This window comes from Bradyrhizobium sp. McL0616, from assembly GCF_049993385.1.
In the GTDB taxonomy this organism is placed as follows: domain Bacteria; phylum Pseudomonadota; class Alphaproteobacteria; order Rhizobiales; family Xanthobacteraceae; genus Bradyrhizobium.
In genome coordinates this window covers 3,383,821-3,404,282 of record NZ_CP188255.1, presented here as the reverse complement: position 1 = coordinate 3,404,282, position 20,462 = coordinate 3,383,821, and the positions used below count along the sequence as shown (strand labels likewise).

At 63.5% G+C, this 20,462-nt stretch carries 18 protein-coding genes; 9 read left to right on the top strand and 9 right to left on the bottom strand.

What is annotated here, in order from left to right; translation table 11 throughout:
* The first annotated feature begins 47 nt into the window (after window positions 1-47).
* The 3 genes from thrS to ACPPVR_RS16185 all read left to right on the top strand — a co-directional run bounded on the left by thrS (window position 48) and on the right by ACPPVR_RS16185 (window position 4,079).
* Complete coding sequence (gene thrS / locus ACPPVR_RS16195) at window positions 48-2,090, top strand: threonine--tRNA ligase (protein ID WP_426615194.1); 2,043 nt, start codon at window positions 48-50, stop codon at window positions 2,088-2,090.
* Between the two features lie 93 nt (window positions 2,091-2,183).
* The gene (locus ACPPVR_RS16190; RefSeq protein WP_426615193.1) at window positions 2,184-2,747 is read left to right on the top strand and encodes a nitroreductase family protein; all 564 of its coding nucleotides are present in this window, start codon (window positions 2,184-2,186) and stop codon (window positions 2,745-2,747) included.
* 63 nt (window positions 2,748-2,810) lie between these two features.
* Complete coding sequence (locus tag ACPPVR_RS16185) at window positions 2,811-4,079, top strand: serine hydrolase domain-containing protein (RefSeq protein ID WP_426615192.1); 1,269 nt, start codon at window positions 2,811-2,813, stop codon at window positions 4,077-4,079.
* Here the strand turns inward: ACPPVR_RS16185 and ACPPVR_RS16180 are convergent.
* Window positions 4,065-6,527, bottom strand: a complete 2,463-nt coding sequence (locus ACPPVR_RS16180) for a putative bifunctional diguanylate cyclase/phosphodiesterase (protein ID WP_426615191.1) — start codon at window positions 6,525-6,527, stop codon at window positions 4,065-4,067. The two genes, ACPPVR_RS16185 and ACPPVR_RS16180, sit on opposite strands and share 15 nt — an antisense overlap.
* A gap of 937 nt (window positions 6,528-7,464) precedes the next feature.
* Window positions 7,465-8,316, bottom strand: a complete 852-nt coding sequence (locus ACPPVR_RS16175) for a LysR family transcriptional regulator (protein WP_426615190.1) — start codon at window positions 8,314-8,316, stop codon at window positions 7,465-7,467.
* Between the two features lie 118 nt (window positions 8,317-8,434).
* Here ACPPVR_RS16175 and ACPPVR_RS16170 point away from each other — a divergent pair, with 118 nt between their 5' ends.
* The gene (locus tag ACPPVR_RS16170) at window positions 8,435-9,427 is read left to right on the top strand and encodes a zinc-dependent alcohol dehydrogenase family protein (RefSeq protein ID WP_426615189.1); all 993 of its coding nucleotides are present in this window, start codon (window positions 8,435-8,437) and stop codon (window positions 9,425-9,427) included.
* Between the two features lie 96 nt (window positions 9,428-9,523).
* Here the strand turns inward: ACPPVR_RS16170 and ACPPVR_RS16165 are convergent, their stop codons facing one another.
* Window positions 9,524-9,718, bottom strand: a complete 195-nt coding sequence (locus ACPPVR_RS16165) for a hypothetical protein (RefSeq protein WP_426615188.1) — start codon at window positions 9,716-9,718, stop codon at window positions 9,524-9,526.
* A gap of 319 nt (window positions 9,719-10,037) precedes the next feature.
* Complete coding sequence (locus ACPPVR_RS16160) at window positions 10,038-11,021, bottom strand: aldo/keto reductase (protein WP_426615187.1); 984 nt, start codon at window positions 11,019-11,021, stop codon at window positions 10,038-10,040.
* A 103-nt stretch (window positions 11,022-11,124) separates the two neighbouring features.
* Between ACPPVR_RS16160 and ACPPVR_RS16155 the strand changes: the two genes are divergently transcribed.
* Entirely contained in the window at window positions 11,125-12,018 is an 894-nt protein-coding gene (locus ACPPVR_RS16155; protein WP_426615186.1) for a LysR family transcriptional regulator, read from the top strand.
* 108 nt (window positions 12,019-12,126) lie between these two features.
* Here ACPPVR_RS16155 and ACPPVR_RS16150 read toward each other — a convergent pair whose 3' ends face one another.
* Window positions 12,127-12,621: a DUF2231 domain-containing protein gene (locus tag ACPPVR_RS16150; protein ID WP_426615185.1), complete on the bottom strand. Its 495-nt coding sequence runs from the start codon at window positions 12,619-12,621 to the stop codon at window positions 12,127-12,129.
* A 4-nt stretch (window positions 12,622-12,625) separates the two neighbouring features.
* The gene (locus ACPPVR_RS16145) at window positions 12,626-13,306 is read right to left on the bottom strand and encodes a TetR/AcrR family transcriptional regulator (protein ID WP_426615184.1); all 681 of its coding nucleotides are present in this window, start codon (window positions 13,304-13,306) and stop codon (window positions 12,626-12,628) included.
* 88 nt (window positions 13,307-13,394) lie between these two features.
* Here ACPPVR_RS16145 and ACPPVR_RS16140 point away from each other — a divergent pair, with 88 nt between their 5' ends.
* A complete protein-coding gene (locus ACPPVR_RS16140) occupies window positions 13,395-14,594 on the top strand; it encodes an MFS transporter (protein WP_426615183.1) in 1,200 nt (399 codons plus the stop codon).
* A gap of 36 nt (window positions 14,595-14,630) precedes the next feature.
* Here ACPPVR_RS16140 and ACPPVR_RS16135 read toward each other — a convergent pair whose 3' ends face one another.
* Window positions 14,631-15,695 carry a hypothetical protein gene (locus tag ACPPVR_RS16135; protein ID WP_426615182.1) on the bottom strand — a complete coding sequence of 355 codons (1,065 nt, stop codon included), beginning with the start codon at window positions 15,693-15,695 and terminating at the stop codon, window positions 14,631-14,633.
* A 231-nt stretch (window positions 15,696-15,926) separates the two neighbouring features.
* Between ACPPVR_RS16135 and ACPPVR_RS16130 the strand changes: the two genes are divergently transcribed.
* Window positions 15,927-16,955 carry a patatin-like phospholipase family protein gene (locus tag ACPPVR_RS16130; protein WP_426615181.1) on the top strand — a complete coding sequence of 343 codons (1,029 nt, stop codon included), beginning with the start codon at window positions 15,927-15,929 and terminating at the stop codon, window positions 16,953-16,955.
* Window positions 16,956-16,987: 32 nt separating this feature from the next.
* Here the strand turns inward: ACPPVR_RS16130 and ACPPVR_RS16125 are convergent, their stop codons facing one another.
* Together ACPPVR_RS16125 and ACPPVR_RS16120 are read right to left on the bottom strand one after the other, a co-directional pair.
* Window positions 16,988-17,416, bottom strand: a complete 429-nt coding sequence (locus ACPPVR_RS16125; RefSeq protein WP_426615180.1) for a CBS domain-containing protein — start codon at window positions 17,414-17,416, stop codon at window positions 16,988-16,990.
* Between the two features lie 188 nt (window positions 17,417-17,604).
* Window positions 17,605-18,414 carry a rhomboid family intramembrane serine protease gene (locus ACPPVR_RS16120; protein ID WP_426615179.1) on the bottom strand — a complete coding sequence of 270 codons (810 nt, stop codon included), beginning with the start codon at window positions 18,412-18,414 and terminating at the stop codon, window positions 17,605-17,607.
* 967 nt (window positions 18,415-19,381) lie between these two features.
* Here ACPPVR_RS16120 and ACPPVR_RS16115 point away from each other — a divergent pair.
* Both ACPPVR_RS16115 and ACPPVR_RS16110 read left to right on the top strand, forming a co-directional pair.
* On the top strand, window positions 19,382-19,936 hold the full coding sequence (locus tag ACPPVR_RS16115) for a PAS domain-containing protein (protein WP_426615178.1): 555 nt from the start codon (window positions 19,382-19,384) through the stop codon (window positions 19,934-19,936).
* Window positions 19,937-20,000: 64 nt separating this feature from the next.
* Window positions 20,001-20,429: a cupin domain-containing protein gene (locus tag ACPPVR_RS16110; RefSeq protein WP_426615177.1), complete on the top strand. Its 429-nt coding sequence runs from the start codon at window positions 20,001-20,003 to the stop codon at window positions 20,427-20,429.
* Window positions 20,430-20,462 lie beyond the last annotated feature (33 nt).

The following is a 20,462-nucleotide window of genomic DNA, read 5'->3' as shown; positions in this document are numbered from 1 at the left end:
CCGCTTACCTGCGCTCGTTCGCAGGAGTGAGCCTCAGGAGAAAAGCAATGACCGATGACCGCAAGTCCGAATCCGGCTTCCAATACAGCCTCAGCAATTTGAGACCCGTGACCCCACAGGAAAAGATCACCCTCACCTTCCCCGACGGCGCCCGGCGCGAATACGCCAAGAGCACGACCGGCATGGAGATCGCCAAGGGCATCTCGCCGTCGCTGGCCAAGCGCACGGTTGCGATGGCGCTCGATGGCGAACTCGCCGACCTCAATGATCCGATCGAGGTCGATGCGAAGATCGAGCTCGTCAACCGCGACGATCCCCGCGCGCTCGAGTTGATCCGCCACGACTGCGCGCACGTGCTCGCCGAGGCCGTGCAATCGCTGTGGCCGGGTACCCAGGTCACCATCGGCCCCGTGATCGAAAACGGCTTCTACTACGACTTCTTCCGCAACGAGCCGTTCACGCCGGAAGACTTCGCCGCGATCGAGAAGAAGATGCGCGAGCTGATCGCGCGCGACAAGCCTTTTACGAAAGAGGTTTGGGATCGCGAGAAAACCAAGCAGGTGTTCCGCGACAAGGGCGAGGCCTTCAAGGTCGAGCTGGTCGACGCCATTCCCGGCAACGAGCCGATCAAGATCTATTACCAGGGCGACTGGTTCGATCTGTGCCGCGGCCCGCACATGACATCGACCGGCAAGGTCGGCAGCGCCTTCAAACTGATGAAGGTGGCCGGCGCTTATTGGCGCGGTGACTCGAACAACCCGATGCTGACTCGCATTTACGGCACGGCGTTCGCCAAGCAGGAGGACCTCGACGCTTATCTCAAGCAGATCGAGGAAGCCGAGAAGCGCGACCATCGCAAGCTCGGGCGCGAGCTCGATCTCTTCCACTTCCAGGAAGAAGGCCCGGGCGTCGTGTTCTGGCACCCGAAGGGCTGGACCATCTTCCAGCAGCTGATCGCCTATATGCGGCGACGCCTGACCGGCGACTACAACGAGGTCAACGCCCCGCAGATTCTCGACAAGTCGCTGTGGGAGACTTCCGGCCATTGGGGCTGGTATCGCGAGAACATGTTCGCGGCGCAGTCGGCCGGCGACGAGGCCGAGGACAAGCGCTGGTTCGCGCTCAAGCCGATGAACTGCCCTGGCCACGTGCAAATCTTCAAGCATGGCCTGAAGAGCTACCGCGACCTGCCGCTGCGGCTGGCCGAATTCGGCGTGGTGCATCGTTACGAGCCGTCCGGCGCCATGCACGGTTTGATGCGCGTGCGCGGCTTCACCCAGGACGACGCGCACATCTTCTGCACCGAGAACCAGCTCGCGGACGAGTGCCTGAAGATCAACGATCTCATCCTGTCGACCTATGCCGATTTCGGCTTCACCGGCGACCTGACGGTGAAGCTGTCGACCCGGCCGGAAAAACGCGTCGGCACCGATGCGATGTGGGATCACGCCGAACGCGTGATGGCCACCGTGCTGCGCGAGATCCAGTCGCAGAACAATCACATCAAGACCGAGATCAATCCGGGCGAAGGCGCGTTCTACGGACCGAAGTTCGAATATGTGCTGCGCGACGCCATCGGCCGCGACTGGCAATGCGGCACCACGCAGGTCGACTTCAACCTGCCGGAGCGGTTCGGTGCGTTCTACATCGACCACGACGGCGGCAAGAAGCCGCCGGTGATGGTGCACCGCGCGATCTGCGGCTCGATGGAGCGCTACATCGGCATCCTGATCGAGCACTATGCCGGCAACTTCCCGCTCTGGCTCTCGCCGGTGCAGGCAGTAGTCACTACCATCACCTCGGAAGGCGACGAATACGCCAAGCAGGTTCTGGAGCAGGCGCGCCGCGCCGGGCTTCGGGTCGAGATCGACCTGCGCAACGAGAAGATCAACTACAAGGTCCGCGAGCACTCGCTGGCCAAGATCCCGGCACTGCTCGTGGTCGGCAAGAAGGAGGCCGAGACGCATTCGGTCTCCGTCCGCCGTCTCGGCAGCGACGGCCAGAAGGTGTCGACCACGGCGGAGGCGATCGCCGCGCTGGTCGACGAGGCGACCCCGCCGGATGTCCGGCGGATGCGCGACACGGCCTGATCCCTGAAATCGATCTAAATTCGCTTTCGGTAGCGGGCGTGCGTTCCTATGTGGGGACTGCACGCCCGACGACCAGCCGAAGAGGTAAATGCAGTGCCCGACGCCATCGAACTCCTCAAGACCCGCCGCTCGGTCAAGCCGCGTGAGATGACCGGCCCCGGCCCTTCGCCGGCCGAGCTCGAGACCATCCTCACCATCGCCGCGCGGGTGCCCGATCACGGCAAGCTCGCGCCCTGGCGCTTCATCATTTTCGAGGGCGACGCCCGCGCGCGCGCCGGCGAGGTGATCGCGAAGGTCTTTGCGCGGAAGAATCCCGGCGCACCTGCCGCCGACATCGAGACCGAGCGCAAGCGCCTCACCGACGCGCCGCTGGTGATCGGCATCGTCAGCTTCACCAAACAGCATCCGAAGGTGCCGGCCTTCGAGCAGGAATTGTCGGCGGGCGCCAGCGTCATGAACATCGTCACGGCCGCAACCGCGCTCGGCTACGGCGCATGCTGGCTGACCGGCTGGTTCTCGTTCGATCGCGACGTGCTGGACGGGCTTGGCCTCAAGCCGGACGAGAAACTCGCCGGCCTCGTCCATATCGGCACGCCGACCAAGCCGAGCGAGGATCGTCCGCGACCGGTCCTTTCTGAAATCGTGACCCGTTTTTAATCGAAGTCTTGTTGACGGCCCGAACGTCTTGCGGCTTTGATCCCTGCGAGGAAGGAAGCCCGGATGAAGCGCCGTGAATTTCTGGTCGGGGCCGCGATGCTGGCCGGCACCATGGCGCGAAGCCGCGCCGTCGACATCCCAGCCCCCACCCCCGACAAGCTGCAACGCATCACTGCGTTCTTCGAGAACGAGGTCACGACCGGCAGATTGCCGGGTGTCACGGTCCTGATCCAGCAGCACGGCAAGCCGGTCTATTTCAAGATGTTCGGCGTGCGCGACGTCAGGACCCGGCTGTCGATGACGCCGGACACGTTCTTCGCGATCCATTCCATGACCAAGCCGATCACCAGCCTGGCTGCGATGATGCTGATCGACGAGGGCAAGCTTGCGCTTACCGACCCCGTGTCGAAATACATTCCGTCCTTTGCCGGCACGAAGGTAGGACTGGAGGTCACCAAGCCGGATGGCTCGCTGGCGCTTGACCTGGTGCCGCCGATCCACCCCGTGACCATCAGGGATCTGATGCGGCACACCTCGGGCATCAGCTACGACTATATCGGCGGCAAATGGGTCGAGCTCGCCTACAAGGCGGCCAACATCTTCGAGGGCCCGTTCGACAACAGGGAATTCGCCGAACGCGTCGCCAAGCTGCCGCTGGCGCGCCAGCCGGGAACGCTGTGGCGCTACGGTCATTCCACCGATGTGCTCGGCAGGGTCATCGAGATCATCACAGGGCAGACACTGTACGACGCCTTGAAGCAGCGCATCTTCGATCCGCTCGGCATGACCAGCACCAAATTCGTGCTGACGACACCCGATGAACTCGAGCGCATGGCGCGGCCGCTGCCGAGCGACCAGATCCTGCTCGACGCCGAGCACGATCGCCTTGCCCATCCGGAATGGCAGTCCGGCGGCGGCGGCCTGCTCTCGACGATCACGGACTATCAGCGCTTTTCGCAAATGCTGCTCAACGGCGGCGAGTTCGCCGGCAAGCGCTACCTCAGTCGGGCCGCCTTCAAGGACATGACGACGGATCAGATCGGGCCCGGCTCCGGAGTCGGCCGCGACTATTTCTATTTCCCGGGCGACGGCTTTGGTTATGGCTACGGCCTTGCGGTACGCACCGATCCCGGCAACGCAAAGCCGCCGCCGCCGGGATCGCTCGGCGAATTGAAATGGGACTCCGGGAGCGGCACCTATTTCGGCGTCGATCCCAAGCTCGACATGATCTACGTCCTGATGCAGCAGACCCAGAACGAGCGCGGCCGTATCACACCCGCTTTCAAGGAACTGGTCTACGACACCTTTCCGCCGGAGCTACGCCGCCCGTGAGGCGCGCTGGCCGAAATCGGCGAGCAGTTTTGCGATCTCGGCCGCCGGCCTCGCGGCGCTGAACAGAAAGCCCTGCACCTCGTTGCAGCCTTCCGCGCGCAGCCAGTCGAGCTGGTCCTCAGTCTCGACGCCTTCCGCAGTCGTGGTGATGTTGAGGCTGCGGCCGAGCCCGGAGATCGCGCGCACGATCGCGACGCAATCGGGCCGTTGCGCCAGGTCTTTGACGAAGGAGCGGTCGATCTTGATCTTGTCGAAGGGGAAGCTGCGCAGATAGCTGAGGCTGGAATAGCCGGTGCCGAAATCATCCATAGAGATGCCGACACCGAGCTCGCGCAACTGATGCAGCGTGGCGAGATTGGCGTCGGTTTCGGCGAGGAAGATGGACTCGGTGATCTCCAGCTCGAGCCGCTTCGGCGACAGGCCGGATTGCGCCAAAGCCGAGATCACGACCTGAACCAGATTGCGGCTGCGGAATTGCACCGGCGACAGATTGACCGCAATTTTGATGTCGGCGGGCCATTTCACGGCTTCGGCGCAGGCCTCGCGCAACACCCACTCGCCGAGCTGAGAGATCAGGCCGATGTCTTCGGCGACCGGAATGAATTCCGCCGGCGAGATCATGCCCTTGTCGGGATGGCGCCAGCGCAGCAGCGACTCGAAGCCGGAGATGCGGTCGGATGCGATTGACACCAGCGGCTGGTAATGCAGTTCGAACTCGCCGTTAGCAAAAGCGCGGCGTAGATCCAGCTCCATGTCGCGGCGCTTCTGCGCCTGAAGGTCCATCTCGCGCTCGAAGAAATGGTGCACGCCACCGCCGTCGGACTTCGCCCGGTACAGCGCCATATCGGCGTTGCGCATCAATTCTTCCGACGTCGTGCCGTCGCCCGGCGACAGTGCGATGCCGATGCTGGCACCGATCACCATTTCCTGGCCATCGAGCTCGTAGGGCGCCTTCAGCATGTCGATCAGCAGGGTCGCACAGGCACTGGCCTCGTTCGGCGAGACATCGGCCGCGAGAATCACGGCGAACTCGTCGCCACCGAGACGCGCCGCGAGATTGGCGCCGCGAACCGCGGTGATCAGGCGTTCGGCGACTTCCTTGAGCAGGCGGTCACCCGCCGGATGCCCAAAAGAATCGTTGATGTTCTTGAACAGGTCGAGGTCGATATAGAGCACGCCAACGCGCTTGCCGCCGGCCTGGTCGAGGGCCTGCTTCAGGCGTTCCTGGAAATATTCGCGGTTCGGCAAATCGGTGAGCCCGTCATGATGCGCCATGTGGGCGATCCGTGCTTCGGCCTTGCGCCGCTCGGTGATGTCGACCACCGCGACCAGGTAGCCGTCGCGATCGTCGAAGGCGACGCGGCGACCGAAGGTCAGCACCTCGATCTCGCTTCCGTCGGCGCACAGATGCCGCCAGTTGCGCGAGGAATGATAGGCGTCGCCGATGCGCTCCAGCGCTTCGGCGTGGCTGTCCCATTCGTCCTGCGGCCAGATCTCCGGCAGCGTCATGCGCAGGAAGGCGGCGCGGCTATAGCCGTAGTGCTGGACTGCGGCATCGTTGACGCTGAGGAACTTCTTGGTCTCTGCGTCAAACACCCACATCGGCATAGGGTTGTTGTCGAACAACAGGCGGAACGAAGCGTCGCGCCGCTTCAGCGCGGTGACGTCCGAGATCGTCAGTGAGACCACGTCGGCAAAGGCGGTGGCGCTCAGCCGGAGATACCGGCCATCATGCTCGATCTCGAGCTGTTCGCCGCGGCCGCCGGAGACGGCTTTGAGCAAAAATGCCATGATTTCGGGCAATGCCAGCAGCGTGTTGCCTTCGCCGATCCTTCGCCAAAGCAGACCTCCGCTCGCGACCTTCAGCAGCAGCCCGGCACTCTTGTTGTGGTGCACGACTTGAAGATCGAACGGCGTGCCGTTTGCGTCGCGAAGCGTGGCCAGCGAGACGACCGTGTCATCGGTTGACGAAAAAATCGCATCGAGCAGATTGTATTGCGCGCCGCGCTCGTTGACATAGGCGCCGACCAGCGTGGCGCCCCAGCGCGAGGCGGTCGGCAATGCGAGGAGATCGTAGGTCCTGACCATGCCATCCCGCACGCAATGCGCGCTTGCCTGGTGCGGCTGGCCGTTCTTGAGCGCGCTCGTCACCGCTTCCGACAGCGCGGTCGCGCAATCCGGCGACAGCTCGGCGACCGGAATGTCCCAGCGGTCCTCGCCGAGCCATTTCTGTACGTAACGACCGCTGCGCGACAGTTCGAGCGCATCGTCGCCCTTGAGCAGCGCGATGTGGTCGGCGAGCCGTCCAAGGCTGCCGAGCATCACGTCCTCATAGCGCGGCAACCGTTCACCCGGCTTCAACGCAGCACGCCATTTGCGCTGAAGCACCGGGATGTCGTCGAACATTTCGGTGGCCGATTTTCCCGACATCTTCTTCACGGCACTCATTGCAGTCCCCAACGCACTTTCCCGCCGCATCCAATGCAACCCCGCTTAATTCCTTGTAAAAAGCGCGCGGCCGCGGGTTCCATTCGGCGATTATGACAGTTTTAAGTCGGGTGTTGGTTAGTGGGTGTTAGAGACTATGACAGTCGTTCAAATACGCTGCGTCCAGATACGAGAGCGAAGTTTCGGGGCACAGTGTCTCCACACCGTCATTGCGAGCGCAGCGAAGCAATCCAGAGTCTTTCCGCGGTGGCAGCCTGGATTGCTTCGCTGCGCTCGCAATGACGGAGCAAGAAGCGCCGGCGTGTTTCTGTAGCTCGCATCCATGTTGCAGGCACACCTTCGCCCTCTCGCGGCATGTTTCGCCCGAGCTTTGCTTTATCTCTTCACCCTCAATTGAAAGAGGGCGCAGGGAAGGCCGGGAGCCGGCTGGCACCCGCGGTCCACTGTGCGAAGTTGCAGTGAGAAATCTGCACAGCGGCATACAGGTGTAGCCAGGACATCCCGGCCTTCCCTGCGCAGTGGTTGGAACGGCGTATGTCGTGCTCTCCCCGGGGAGCGATGCACTATTGCCCCCGTCGCCTTGCGGATGGCTGATGCGTGCGCCCGGTCGGGCAACACACATCACCACAGGACTTGGCGCACAGGCTCCGGGCGCCAGGACCACACGATTTGGCCGTACGCGAGCACCACCGGTCGTGCGTGCGACGCCATCGCTCACGGCTCTCCGCCCTGCGATCACCTTCGCACCGATGTGGCCACGTCCACCGCCGCCCGGCCCGCGTTCGTGACGATCGCGTGCGCCCCTCTTCCTTGGGCCGGAGTGCGCGCAATATCCGTCAATTCCGAATTTCGGTAAAGTGGAATATTTTCGGCAGCGTGCCTTGACCGACAATGTGGGTGTTTTGCCCGACGGGCAACACAAGGGATCGCCGGCGGATCACTCCGCCAGCTGCTCGATCACGAGATCGAGCAGCGCACGCAGGCGGGCGAAGCGGCGGAGATCGCGGTGGTAGCCGACGAAAGTATCGCGGCCGGGTGGTGTCGCGCCGATGTCGAGCGCGACCAGCCGGCGGTCGCGGTCGCCGAGCGGGCGCGGCAGCACGGTCAAGCCGCCGCCGGCGGCGCAGAGCTCGGCCTGCGCCTGCCTGTTATTGCTGCGCGAGGCGACTTCCGCATTCGGCAGCGTGCGCTTCAACCAGACCGCGTCGGGCATGTCGGCGAATTCGGCGTTCATCGTCACGACACGGACGCCGCTTCCGTCGCCGGCGCGCGGCGGCTTGCTGCCCTTCTTGCCGTAGAGCGCATAGGGAATGTGGAGCAGCTTTCTCGAGATCACCTCGGGCTCGCTAAACGGCTTGATGCGAAACACGAGGTCGGCTTCGCGGCGCGGCAGGCTGTAGAGCCGCGCATCGGTCAGGAGCTCGACGGTCACCTTGGGATGGCGCTTGCCAAACGCGGCAATCACCGGCGACAGCATCACCGTTCCAAACCAGTCCGACGACGACAGGCGCAAGAGGCCGTCGAGCTGCGTCTCCGCGCCGCTCACGTTCCGCTCCAGCGCAATCGTCTCTTCCTCGATCCGCTCGGCGTGGCGCAGCACGGCGTTGCCCTCGTCGGTCAGCACGAAACCATCGGCTGTGCGCTGGAACAGCGTCTGCCCGAGCGATCGTTCGAGCGCGCGTAGCCGTCGTCCCATGGTCGGCTGGGTCTGGCCGATCTTTCGCGCGGCAGCGCCGAGCGTGCCTTCACGCGCAATCGCCAGGAAGATGCGCAGATCGCTCCAATCCATCGAAATCCTCGCGACAAGAGCTTGCCCATACAAAAATGCACGATAGTCGTACATCCTTGTTCCTTTCCATGCAAAACTTCATGGGCATATTGGAGGCCGACAACGGAGCAAGACGATCATGACCAGACAGTCGACCATGCGTGCCGCCATCCTCGAGACCCATAACGCGCCGCTGCGTATTTCAACGATCTCCATGCCCGAGATCGGTCCACGCGAGGTGTTGGTGCGGGTGCGCGCGAGCGGGGTCAACCCGCTCGACACCAAGATTCATGCAGGCTCCGCGGCGCATGCACGCCACCCGCTGCCCGCGATCCTCGGCATCGACCTCGCCGGCGTGGTCGAACAGACCGGGCGCGGGGTGACGCGATTCAAGCCGGGCGACGAGGTCTATGGCATGACCGGCGGCGTCGGCGGCGTGCAGGGATCGCTGGCCGAATTTGCCGCCGTCGACGCCGATCTTCTGGCGCTGAAGCCTGCCAATCTCAGCCTGCGCGAGGCAGCCGCCCTGCCCCTCATCTTCATCACGGCATGGGAAGGCCTGGTCGACCGCGCGGGTTTGAAGGCCAGCCAGAAGGTGTTGATCCACGGCGGCGCCGGCGGCGTCGGCCATGTCGCGATCCAGATCGCGTACGCGCTCGGCGCAAACGTGTTCGCCACCGGATCGACAGCGCAGCGCGCGACTATCGAAGGCTTTGGCGCTGTTTTCATCGACCGCGACACCGCGGTGGAGGCCTACGTTGCCGACCACACGGGCGGCCAGGGCTTTGACGTCGTCTACGACACCGTCGGTGGCAAGGTGCTCGATACCTCTTTCGCAGCCGTGCGCCGCTTCGGCCATGTGGTGAGCGCGCTCGGCTGGGGCACGCACGCGCTCGCGCCGCTGTCGTTCCGTGCCGCCACCTATTCCGGTGTGTTCACGCTGCTGCCGTTGCTGACAGGCGAAGGCCGCGCCCATCACGGGGAGATCATGGCGGAAGCGACGCGCCTTGCTGAGGCCGGCAAGCTGGTGCCGCTGCTCGATAGCAGGCACTTCACGCTGGAGAGCGTTGGCGAGGCCTATGCGCTGATCCGCGATCACGCCGCCAAGGGCAAGCTGGTCGTCGACGTCTGAGGTTGTAGCCCGGACGAGCGAAGCGACGTCCGGGTCTTACCAGCGCTGTCCCGGGCATCGCTCGCTCACCCGGGGCTACGAAATCATGGAGCGCCGCTAATCCTCGCTGGCCGCCGCGGAACGGTTGCGCAGATAGGCCTGCGACAACAGGAAGAACAGCGCGCGCTCGCCTTGGTATTTGGCCGACGGCCGGGCGCGCTCGAAGCCATCGGCAAATATCTTGCCGGACTGGTCGCACACCTGCCATCGCCAGCCAAAGCGCTTACGCCTGGTGAGGATCACTTCGAACATGCCGACGGGCTTGGCCCCCTGCTTCTAGCCGGTCTCGCAAGCCACAGGCCTGCGCCGGCCTCCCCCATTGGACGGATGCCGACATATAACCCGGCAGGACGGAAAGCGAATGAAATTGATTATCGGAAATACGTATCCTGCACCGCTGTTCTTGCAGCGCTGTGCTGAAGTCGCGGCGCTGCTGGAATAAGCCGATGCGGCCGGTGTTTCTCACGTCCTTCCTGTGCGGCGGCTTGGTAGCGCTGACAGGGTATTCAAACCAGAACACAAGATGCGAACGTCCGGTGAGCGAATGCTCACCGGACGTTCATACGAGATATTAGCGGCCGACGCGCGCCTGAAGATGCGCAGGATAGCGGTCGCCTTGCACCGCGACCTTGGCCAGCACCGGTGCAATGGCCGCCAGATCCCCGTCCGATAGCGTCACGATAGCCGCGCCGAGATTCTCCTCGAGCCGGTGCAGCTTGGTGGTGCCGGGGATCGGCACGATCCACGGCTTTTGCGCGAGCAGCCAGGCCAGCGCGATCTGCGCCGGCGTCACCTTCTTCGCTGCGGCGATCTCGCCGAGCAGAACGACCAGGGTCTGATTGGCGCTCCGTGCGCTCGATGAGAACCGCGGTACGATGTTCCGGAAATCGCTGCTGTCGAACGTCGTGCTCTCGTTGATCGCGCCGGTCAGAAAGCCCTTGCCGAGCGGGCTGAAGGGAACGAAGCCGATACCGAGCTCTTCCAGAGTCGGCAGGATCTCCTGCTCCGGCTCGCGCCACCATAGCGAATATTCGCTTTGCAGCGCGGTCACAGGCTGCACCGCATGGGCGCGGCGGATGCTCGAGGCGCCCGCCTCCGACAGTCCGAAGTGCAGCACTTTGCCCTCGCGGATCAGGTCCTTCACCGCACCTGCGGTGTCCTCGATCGGCACCGCGGGATCGACACGGTGCTGGTAGAGCAGATCGATGCGGTCGGTCTTCAGCCGCTTCAGTGCGGCATCCGCCACCGCCTTGACGTTGGCTGGCGTGCTGTCGAGCCCGGCTTCGACCTTGCCGCCCTTGAAGCCGAACTTGGTGGCGACCACCACCTTGTCGCGGAACGGCGCCAGCGCCTCGCCGAGAAGCTCCTCGTTGACGAAGGGCCCATAGGCCTCGGCGGTGTCGAAGAACGTCACGCCGCGCTCGAAGGCGGTCCTGATCAACGTGATCGCCTGTGACGTCTCGGTCGCGGGGCCGTAGCCATAGCTCAATCCCATGCAGCCGAGGCCGAGGGCCGAGACCTCGAGACCATTTTTGCCCAGTTTGCGCGTTTGCATCGAAAGCTCTCCTTGAAGATCATGTTCGACTGCGAATTTAGGCCGCGCGCGAGCCTGCGATTAGGTGATAAAATCGGCATGTACTCATGATCCGGATTCATGAATGGCCCGTGCCAATATCAACGACCTCCTCGCCTTCCTTGCAGTCGCGCGCGAGCGCAGCTTTACCCGCGCCGCGGCCCAGCTCGGGGTATCGCAATCGGCACTGAGCCACACCGTGCGCGCGCTGGAGGAACGGCTCGGCCTGCGGCTCCTCACCCGCACCACCCGCAGCGTCGCGCCGACCGAGGCCGGCGAGCGGCTGCTCCGCAATGTCGGGCCGCGCTTCGACGAGATCGACGCGGAGCTCTCGGCGCTGACGGAGCTGCGCGCCACACCGGCCGGCACCGTCCGCATCACCACCGGCGAGCACGCGGCGCAGACGATCCTGTGGCCGGCGCTCGCAAAGCTGCTGCCGCGCTATCCCGACATCAAGGTCGAGCTCGTCGTCGACTATGGCCTCACCGACATCGTCGCCGAGCGCTATGACGCCGGCGTGCGGATCGGCGAGCAAGTCGCGAAAGACATGATCGCGGTGCGGATCGGGCCGGAGATGCGGATGGCCGTGGTCGGCGCGCCCGCTTACTTCGCCGCGCGGGGCAAGCCGAAGCAGCCGCAGGACCTGACCGAGCACAGTTGCATCAACCTCCGCCTGCCGACCTATGGCGGGATCTATGCCTGGGAATTCGAGAAACGCGGCCGCGTCGTGAAGGTACGCGTCGACGGCCAGCTCGTGCTCAACACCGGCCTGTTGCGGATGAATGCCGTGTTGGCGGGGCTTGGCCTCGTCTACATCCCCGAGGACCTCGTGAAGCGCGAGATCGCCGATGGCCGGCTGATCCGCGTGCTCGCCGACTGGTGCGCGCCATTTGCCGGCTATTACCTCTATTATCCAAGCCGGCGGCAGCCGACACCGGCGTTTGCCGTGCTGGTGGAGGCGTTGCGATATCGGAAGTGAGAGCGGTCAAGTTGGGTTGCGCTCTTTGAACCCACTTGCCACGAACCCCGGAGGCTCGCTGGGCCGGTCCTAGCTCCGGTTGAGTCTATCCGGTGCCTACAAAAGAGGTCATCCGAGTCCGTCGATTCCGACCGTGACGCCATTCGCTGGAGTCATTCGCGTCGCGACTATTCCGATTCTATTTCGATAGACCAGTTCGCCGCCTTTCCAACCTGTGACGGCGAGCGGCGCTACAGCCACGACCAGCAGGAACGCGACTGCCAGATGCGCCTTCTTGCCTTGAAACGCCCTTGCGGCCTCCAACACTGCGATGAACCACCAAATGACAGCAGTCGCGATCGCCCACCGCCGGTGGTCGGTCATGAAAACGGCTTGAGACGCGTCATGATGGACAGTGAAGAAGGCGTCGATTCCCGCGATCACGGTCAGGATCGACAGCGCAGCTCCTGTCCAAAGATTTATCCGAGCCGCGGCGACCACAACGCCGGCCCAGCTTCGTCCGCCCGCGATTTGAGCAAGCGCATAGAGTGCCGCCGCCACTGCGTACAAGGCGATCGTGAAATGCACAAAAATCGGATGCCAATTGGGAATGATCTCGGGCATCGCATTACTCCTGGCTTCTCTTCTGCTCGCTCCCGGGTTTCCGGCTCTTCGCGCCCGCCTGCAAATTCTCCAGCGCGACAACGAAGAACGAAAACATCTTGGATGCGAGGTTCACGAGCTTGTTCGAGCGCAGACCAGCAATGGCCGACTGGAAGCCGAGCCCCTGTATGATGCAAAAGTACAGCGTTGCCGCATCGGAGATGTTTGTGCCTTTCGGAAGTTGACCAACCCGGATTGCCTCCGCAAGCAAGTCGGTCACGTGCCGCTCGTATCGGATGTGAAGCTGTTGAAACTGTTCGTTGAGCGTCGGGTAGCGATGCCGAAGATCATCCGACATCACCACCTTTACGATCGCCGGAAACTTCTCGATCAACCCGACATGGCCGAGAAGGATTTTTTCGAGACGAACCACCGGCGAGTCGTTCCTGTGATCGAGCAAAGCGCGGGTCCAGACACCCTCCAGGCTTTCCTGTAGCCACGCCAACACCTCGGTCCAGAGTGCCTCTTTCGTCGGGAAGTGTCGAAAGACAACTCCTTGGGATCGACCGATCGTGTCTGCGATCAGCTGGGTACTTACCGAGTCCGCGCCTCGCGCATGGACCAGTCGCAAGACCGTTTGCACGATCTGCTCCTTGCGTTCTTCAGCCTGCAATCGTTCGCGGCAGAGAGGGGCTTCGGCGGCCATCTTTTGCATCCTTGATCAGATAGCGAGTACTCACTATCTAATCTTCTCGAGATTTGCTGTCAACTCCGAAACCCGACAGGAGCATGCGTTGGACCTCAAACGGCTTCGCGTAATCACGCCACTGGCGACGTGCCAGGCAGCGCTCCTGACGAACAATATCATCGTTATCGGCCTCAACGGATTGGTGGGCTATGCGATGCTAGGCAATGACAAGTCGCTGGCAACCTTACCCATCGCGACCTACATCGCCGGCACTGCCGCCATGACATTCCCCGCGTCGATCTGGATGAAACGGTTTGGACGCCGACACGGATTCCTGGTGGGGACGATCATCGGGCTATTCGGCGCGCTCGTGTGCGTGGCCGCGCTGTTCATGAGCAGCTTTGCAGTCTTGTGCTTCGGAACGCTGATGATTGGAGCCTACAACGCGTTCGGCCAGTACTATCGGTTTGCCGCCGCGGAGATGAGCAGCCCCGAGCGCGCGGGCCGCGCCATTTCACTCGTCCTTGCCGGCGGCATCGTGGGGGCAATCGCGGGTCCCGAGGCGGCGAAACTGACCAAAGATCTCTTTGCGGTCCAATTCGCGGGGACCTACGCGTTTTTGGCGTGCCTGGCGTTTGTCGCTTTCGCGATTCAGGCCGGCCTGGATTTGCCCACCGTCAAGGAGGAGCCGGAACAATCCGAAAGCCGCCCGCTTTCGCAGATCGCGCGCCAGCCCGGATTCATCATGGCGGTTCTCAGCAGCACGCTCGGATATGCAGGCATGAACATGCTGATGACATCGGCTCCGATCGAGATGATCTCCCACCATCACGGATATGCAGATGCTGCGTTCGTGATCCAATGGCATGCTTTGGCGATGTTCGCCCCATCCTTCGCGACGGGAGCACTGATCAAGCGTGCAGGCGTGATCGCCATCATTCGGCTCGGCGCGCTTTTGATGTTCGCTTGCGCTGTGGCGGCCGCACTTCTTGGAACCGGCGTGAATGCCTTCTGGGTTTCACTGGTTCTCCTGGGAGTCGGCTGGAATTTTCTCTATGTCGGCGGAAGCACGCTTCTGATCAGAAACTATCGCGTTTCAGAACGCGCCAAGGCTCAAGCACTCCACGATCAAACGGTTTTCCTATCAACTGCCATCAGCACGATACTATCCGGCTGGCTGCTTCAGCGGGTCGGATGGCAGATATTGCTCGGTGTGACGGCGGCCATGGCAGCGATCGTCTTGCTCGCGAGCATCTGGCTGGCTGAATCCAACCGCAAGGTGCCGCAGTTCGCGAAATCACGATAAGGCAAATCGTCTTGAGGCTCACAACGCCTTCAGGTTCTAGCGGGCGACGACTTCGACTTCGCCATCGACGCCGTTGACGACGTTGAAGCCGCGCTCGTAGACCTTGCCCTCGTTCTTGGCGATGGCGCGGTATTCGCCTTCGGAGAGCACGACGCGCGGGAAGGCGCCGATCGATTCCTTGATGACGTCGCCGCCGGGCGTCAGCACCGACCAGGCGGTGTTGGCGAGCGCCTCGCCGCCCTTGTCGCTGACGAGTTTCAGCGTGATCACGGCGGCGCGGTGCGTGATGGTGACGTCGGTGAGCTTGCCGGCCTGGACGCGGATGTCCGAGCGCACCACCGAATTGGCGTCGCCATAGTTGGAGATGATGTAGTAGGTGCCTTCCGGCAGCAGCACGACATCGCCGGCCGCGACGTTGGGCACCAGCGAGGCGCGCTCGCCGGATTCGAACTGGCTGCCCTTGTAGATCGAGAACGAGATCTGGTTCAGCGGAATGCGGCTGGTGCCGACACGGCCCTCGATGCGCAGGCCGCCGGCCGGCAGCACGAAGGATTCGCGATCGGTCTCGGCCTTCAGGCTGACGGTGCGCACCGCGCTGACGAGGCCGAAGGCGACGTGCACGACGTAGTTACCGGGCGGCAGCACGATGTTGGGCGTGGCGTTGCGGTCCTCGCGGATCAGCTTGAAGGTGCCGTTCTCGTCGGGCCGGTCGGCGAACACCCGCCAAACCAGGCCGCTGGTGATCGGAGCGGTGTCCTTGCCGTATTTCGCGGTCAGCGACAGCACGGCCTGTCCAGGCGCCGCCGCGCTGAGCGGCGGGGCCGACGGCACGGTTGTCACCGCGGGCGGAATGATCGGCGAGGCCGGCTGGGTCAGGGTCGGCGGCAGGCTCGGAGGGCCCGCGCCGGGGCCGGAGGGCGGCGCCAGGCTGACGGCTCCGCCGGGGTCAGGCACCGAGGCTGGCGGCACCGGCGGGGGACGATCGGAGAAAAGCTGGGCGTGAGCGGCACCGGAGCCTAAGGCGAGGCACGCAGCAAGGATTACCGGCAGCAGCGGTACGCTGCGCCGCCATCCGATGATGCCGTCACTCCCGATAGTCATGCCACCTGCTTTTCACCGAAAACGCGGCAAATTCAAGCCTCTGAAATCCCATGAAATACGGCCGCATGGAACCCTGATGACGCCTGCGTGATTAGTTTTACGCTAACCCGCCGTCGCCACACTCCCGCCGCCGGCTTCCCGAACGGTATAAACCATGCTTCGCGCTCGCTCTGGTGAAGCGGAAAGACGGTGCCTAGTCTGCGACGGGCCCCGGCGTAGGAGAGAGTTTCAGTGCTGGATATCTTGAAAGGTCGAGGCGCCAACGGCTCCAATGGCGAGAAGGTCGGTCTCGGCAGCATTCGCAAGCCGGTCATTGGCCTGGCACTCGGCGGCGGCGCGGCGCGCGGGTTTGCCCATATCGGGATCCTGAGAACCCTGATCGCCAACGGCATCGTGCCGGATGTCGTGGTCGGCACCTCGATCGGCGCGGTGGTCGGCGGCCTCCATGCGGCCGGCCGGCTCGATACGCTCGAAGAGTGGGGACGCAGCCTGCAAGGGATGCGCAATATCCTCAGCTATCTCGACATCCGCCTCAACGGCTCCGGCCTGCTCGGCGGCGAGAAGCTGGCAACCCGTCTCGAAGAAGCGATCGGGCAGATCCTGATCGAGGACCTGCCGATCAAGTTCGCGACGGTGGCGACCGAGGTCCGCACCGGCCACGAGATCTGGCTGACGCGCGGCCGCGTGGTCGACGCGATGCGCGCCTCCTACGCGCTGCCCGGCATCTTCTCCCCCGTCCTGATCGGCGACCGCTGGCTGGTCGACGGCGCGCTGGTGAACCCGGTGCCGGTCTCGGCCGCCCGCGCGCTCGGCGCCGAAATCGTCATCGCCGCAAATCTTTCCAGCGACATCTTCACCCATTCCACGACGATCTATTCGCACGGCGCGATTCCCGCGCCGGTTACGGCCGTGCCCGAGGAGACGACAGCCAAGCGCCGCTTTCCGCGCTTGTTCTCGGCGGAGAAGACCATGAAGCGCGAGTTCTTTGGCAGCGCGGGCCGTCCCGGCATTTCCTCGGTGATGGTGGATGCCTTCAACATCATGCAGGACCGCATCACCCGTGCCCGCCTCGCCGGTGATCCACCGGATCTCTTGATCTCGCCGCGGGTCGGCCAGTTCGGCTGTTTCGACTTCCACCGCGGCGAGGACCTGATCGCACACGGCACCCGCGCCGCCGAGCGCGCGCTGGACTCGATCCAGGAGGCGATCGAAGTGCTCGCGCCGGCGCCCGCCGGTAGCGCGCCCAAGGCAGACGAGTAAGGCGGACGCGCAAGGCGGCCGCGTAAGTCCGCTCAGGCCGTCTTGATGTAGTCGCGCAGGGCTTCCTGCTCGGACTCGTATTCCTGGACGCGGCGCTTGACGATGTCGCCGATCGAGATCAGGCCGACCACCTTGCCGTTGTCGGTGACCGGCAGATGGCGGAACTTGCCGGTCGTCATCATCTCCATGAGCTCGGCGACCGTGTCGGTCTCCTTGCAGGTCACGACCTTGCGCGTCATGACTTGGCTGACGGGCTCCTCAAGCGCGGCAGCGCCGCGCTCGCCGATCACGCGCACGATGTCGCGCTCGGACAGGATGCCTTCCAGCCGGCTCTGGCTCATCACCAGCACCGCACCGATCTTCTTCTCACCGAGCAGCTTGATCGCGGCCGCCAGCTTCGCGTCGGGCTCGACGCTCATGATCTGGTGGCCCTTGGTATTGAGAATGGAACGCACCGTCATTGTCGCCTCCATGAATCGGATCCGTCCGCGTTTCGCGGTCCGGACTTGTTCGTGAGTCTTCAACTAACAGTTTGGGCGCCGGTTTCACGCTCAGGCGCTTTGCGAAGCATTGCCACTAGCAGCTTGTCGCTTCGGAACATTCTTCACGAGAATGATGGATGAAATCGGGCCGCGCTGCAAGCGCCGCTTCAAATACCGCTTGAAATGTCCTGTGATGACGCATCCGCAGCATCGCTTCGCACGCGCGGCACGGGATCGAACAGCGCGAACAGCAACAGCCCTGCGACGAAGCCGCCGATATGCGCCTCCCAGGCCACGCCCGCGCTTTCGCTGTCGACCCCGATCGCGCCGACGCCAAAGATAATGTTGAGGACGAACCACACCGAGAGGAAGCCGACGATCCGCTTGTCGCGCAACGCCCGCAACAGCGGCAGCGCCGGAACCTTGGCGGCGGTATCGGCATCCGAACGATTGAACGACAGAAAACTGCCGCGCACGAAAGCAAAGCGGATCGCCGCCGCCATCGCACCCGACACCGAGGCCGAGGCGCCGATCATCGGCACCACCGCATGCTCGTGGGTGACGAGATGGGCCAGCGCGCCTGCTGCTGCCGTCACCGCGAGGAACACGAAGAACCGCACCGCGCCAAACCGCCGCGCCAGCGCGCTGCCGAATGGCAGCAGCCAAAGCACATTGAAGGCGAGATGGGTGAGATTGGCGTGCAGCAGCGAATAGGTGACGAAGGTCCAGACCTTGGCCCCGATGCCGCCCGGGATCTGCAAATTGGCCAGCGAGGAATCGTAGCGCTTCGGGATGAAGCCGAAGACGTCGATGGTCCAGTTCTCCAGTTCCGGCGGCAGCAGCACCCGCAGATGGATCAGCGCCAGCAGGACGACATAAGACGTCAGCGCCAGCGGCAGCGTCAGGATCGGCTCGCTCGGCGGAACTGGCTCAATCGAGACCGGTTCGTCCGACGGAGGTTGTGGCGGGGAATCCAAGGCAGCTTTGCTTTCGGGCGCGATCGGAGCAACGGGCTTGACGACAGGCCTTGGAGATAGTCGCCTTTACCCACCCTGTGCAAGTGCACAAAAGGAAAAGGGAGGGCCTGGGAGCCCTCCCCGTCCGTGTCGGCCTTCCCGGCACTACAGAGGAATAAGGTGTATCCCCACCCCTCCCCGCGGCCAGCGACCAAACTGTTTGACGCCCGTGTACAGGCCTCGCCGAGAACCTGGAAGAAAGCGGCGAGGCTTGCGACCGCGATCACCATATCAGGCGTGCCGCGAGCGCAAAGCGCGTAGTTAATTTAACGTTAACGATGCGCCGGAGCGCGCCGGCCGCGCCTTCCCCTCTCGACAAGGTTCCCGCATTCATATATATCAGGCGACGATACAATCCTGAGCGTTCTCATGACTTCAGTTGCGTGGTTGCTTGTCATTATGGTGTCCGCGAACAATACAATCACTGTTCCGGACATCGCGACCGAGATCGATTGCAATGAACTGGCGGCGCGGTTTGCGCCATCGGCGTCGTCGCCCGTTCCGCCGCACCGGTGCCTCGACTACCGGACGATCCGCGGCTACCGGACAAGCCGCATAACCCCCGACGATTAGCGGATTGCTGGCAACGACCTTCGGTCGCGCCAGTCACGCGCCGGGCGACGGCTTTATCAGCCTGTCCAGGCAGATGCTCGCAAAGCCCATCAGTCTCACGACGTCCCAGGCGTGAGACAAATGGCTGGAAACTCCCCGGAAAACACCCTGGGTGAGACACGTCAGCCATTGGCCTCGTTAAAGGTCATGGTGAATTTAACGTTAACGACGCAAAGACACCTCGCCAGGCGCCGAAAACGCCTCCACGGCATGGACGCTGCAATTCCCCTCCTGCACAACAGCATAGGGATCTTGGGTGCACTGAAGCGGGACAGCTTTGTCCCACATGGTGCGGCCCCGGGGTGAGCGGTCAGTCATGAAACACAAGTCGAGCCGCGCGTTCTTCGCATATTGGGACAAGAAGCGCGGCGCCGCGCGGGCACCGGACCGGTCCGATATCGACCCGGCCGCCGTTCGCGAGCTGCTTGGCGACATCTTCGTACTGTCCTGCGAGTCCAAGCTCGGCTTTCCGTTCCGCGTCGCCGGCACCCGTGTCTGCGCGCTGGCCGGTTGCGACCTGAAAGACCAGAGCTTCGCGGCGATGTTCACCGAGGCCAGCCGCCGCGAGATCGAGGAAATCACCACCATCGTCGCCGACGAGACGCTCGGCGCTATCGCCGGCGTCACCGCCACGCGCGAGGACGGCAGCAAGGCGCATCTCGAACTGCTGCTGCTGCCCTTCAACGCCCGCCCGCACACGCCCGTCAGCGTCACCGGCGTGCTCGCGCCGTTCGACGACGAATGCGGCGCGCTTCGCGCCTTCACCGTCACCTCCTGGCGCTATCTGCACCAGCCCGAGAAACTGCTGCCGCGCGCCATCCGTAAATTGCAGATCGCACGCGGTTTGATGGTGTATGAGGGGCTGCGGTAGTTTTCGTTTCGAAATGAGCGAGCGCCGCGATCTCGATGCCGCCTCTCACCTGGAGGAAACAGCCATGCCCGACATCATCGATTTCGGTACGCTTCAGCTCCACTTCCTGCACAGCAAGGATGACACCGGCGGCAGCGTCGACATCTTCGAAATGACGTTGCAGCCGAATGCGCGGATGCCGATCCCGCACTATCACGAGCGCTGGGACGAAACCATCTACGGGCTGTCCGGCGTCTCGACCTGGACGATCGATGGCAAGCAGAGCGATCTTGGCTCCGGAGAATCCGTCTTCATCAAGCGCGGCATCGTGCACGGATTTACCAACCGTTCGACGGCGCCAGCGACATGCCTGTGCATCCTGAGTCCCGGCGTGCTGGGCCCGCAATATTTCACAGAGATGGCCGCGCTGCTGTCGACCGGCGCGCCACCGGACCCCGCGAAGATGAAAGAGACGATGCTGCGCTATGGACTTGTGCCGGCGCCGGCTGCGTGAGGCACACTTGCCGCCCGATGGAAACAGCGGGCC

Bases quoted from the DNA above. Each gene is read 5' to 3' on its own strand.
- thrS (WP_426615194.1), top strand. From the start codon at position 48: ATGACCGATGACCGCAAGTCCGAATCCGGCTTCCAATACAGCCTCAGC.
- ACPPVR_RS16185 (WP_426615192.1), top strand. From the start codon at position 2,811: ATGAAGCGCCGTGAATTTCTGGTCGGGGCCGCGATGCTGGCCGGCACC.
- ACPPVR_RS16180 (WP_426615191.1), bottom strand. From the start codon at position 6,527: ATGAGTGCCGTGAAGAAGATGTCGGGAAAATCGGCCACCGAAATGTTC.
- ACPPVR_RS16175 (WP_426615190.1), bottom strand. From the start codon at position 8,316: ATGGATTGGAGCGATCTGCGCATCTTCCTGGCGATTGCGCGTGAAGGC.
- ACPPVR_RS16170 (WP_426615189.1), top strand. From the start codon at position 8,435: ATGACCAGACAGTCGACCATGCGTGCCGCCATCCTCGAGACCCATAAC.
- ACPPVR_RS16165 (WP_426615188.1), bottom strand. From the start codon at position 9,718: ATGTTCGAAGTGATCCTCACCAGGCGTAAGCGCTTTGGCTGGCGATGG.
- ACPPVR_RS16160 (WP_426615187.1), bottom strand. From the start codon at position 11,021: ATGCAAACGCGCAAACTGGGCAAAAATGGTCTCGAGGTCTCGGCCCTC.
- ACPPVR_RS16155 (WP_426615186.1), top strand. From the start codon at position 11,125: ATGGCCCGTGCCAATATCAACGACCTCCTCGCCTTCCTTGCAGTCGCG.
- ACPPVR_RS16150 (WP_426615185.1), bottom strand. From the start codon at position 12,621: ATGCCCGAGATCATTCCCAATTGGCATCCGATTTTTGTGCATTTCACG.
- ACPPVR_RS16145 (WP_426615184.1), bottom strand. From the start codon at position 13,306: ATGGCCGCCGAAGCCCCTCTCTGCCGCGAACGATTGCAGGCTGAAGAA.
- ACPPVR_RS16135 (WP_426615182.1), bottom strand. From the start codon at position 15,695: ATGACTATCGGGAGTGACGGCATCATCGGATGGCGGCGCAGCGTACCG.
- ACPPVR_RS16125 (WP_426615180.1), bottom strand. From the start codon at position 17,416: ATGACGGTGCGTTCCATTCTCAATACCAAGGGCCACCAGATCATGAGC.
- ACPPVR_RS16115 (WP_426615178.1), top strand. From the start codon at position 19,382: ATGAAACACAAGTCGAGCCGCGCGTTCTTCGCATATTGGGACAAGAAG.
- ACPPVR_RS16110 (WP_426615177.1), top strand. From the start codon at position 20,001: ATGCCCGACATCATCGATTTCGGTACGCTTCAGCTCCACTTCCTGCAC.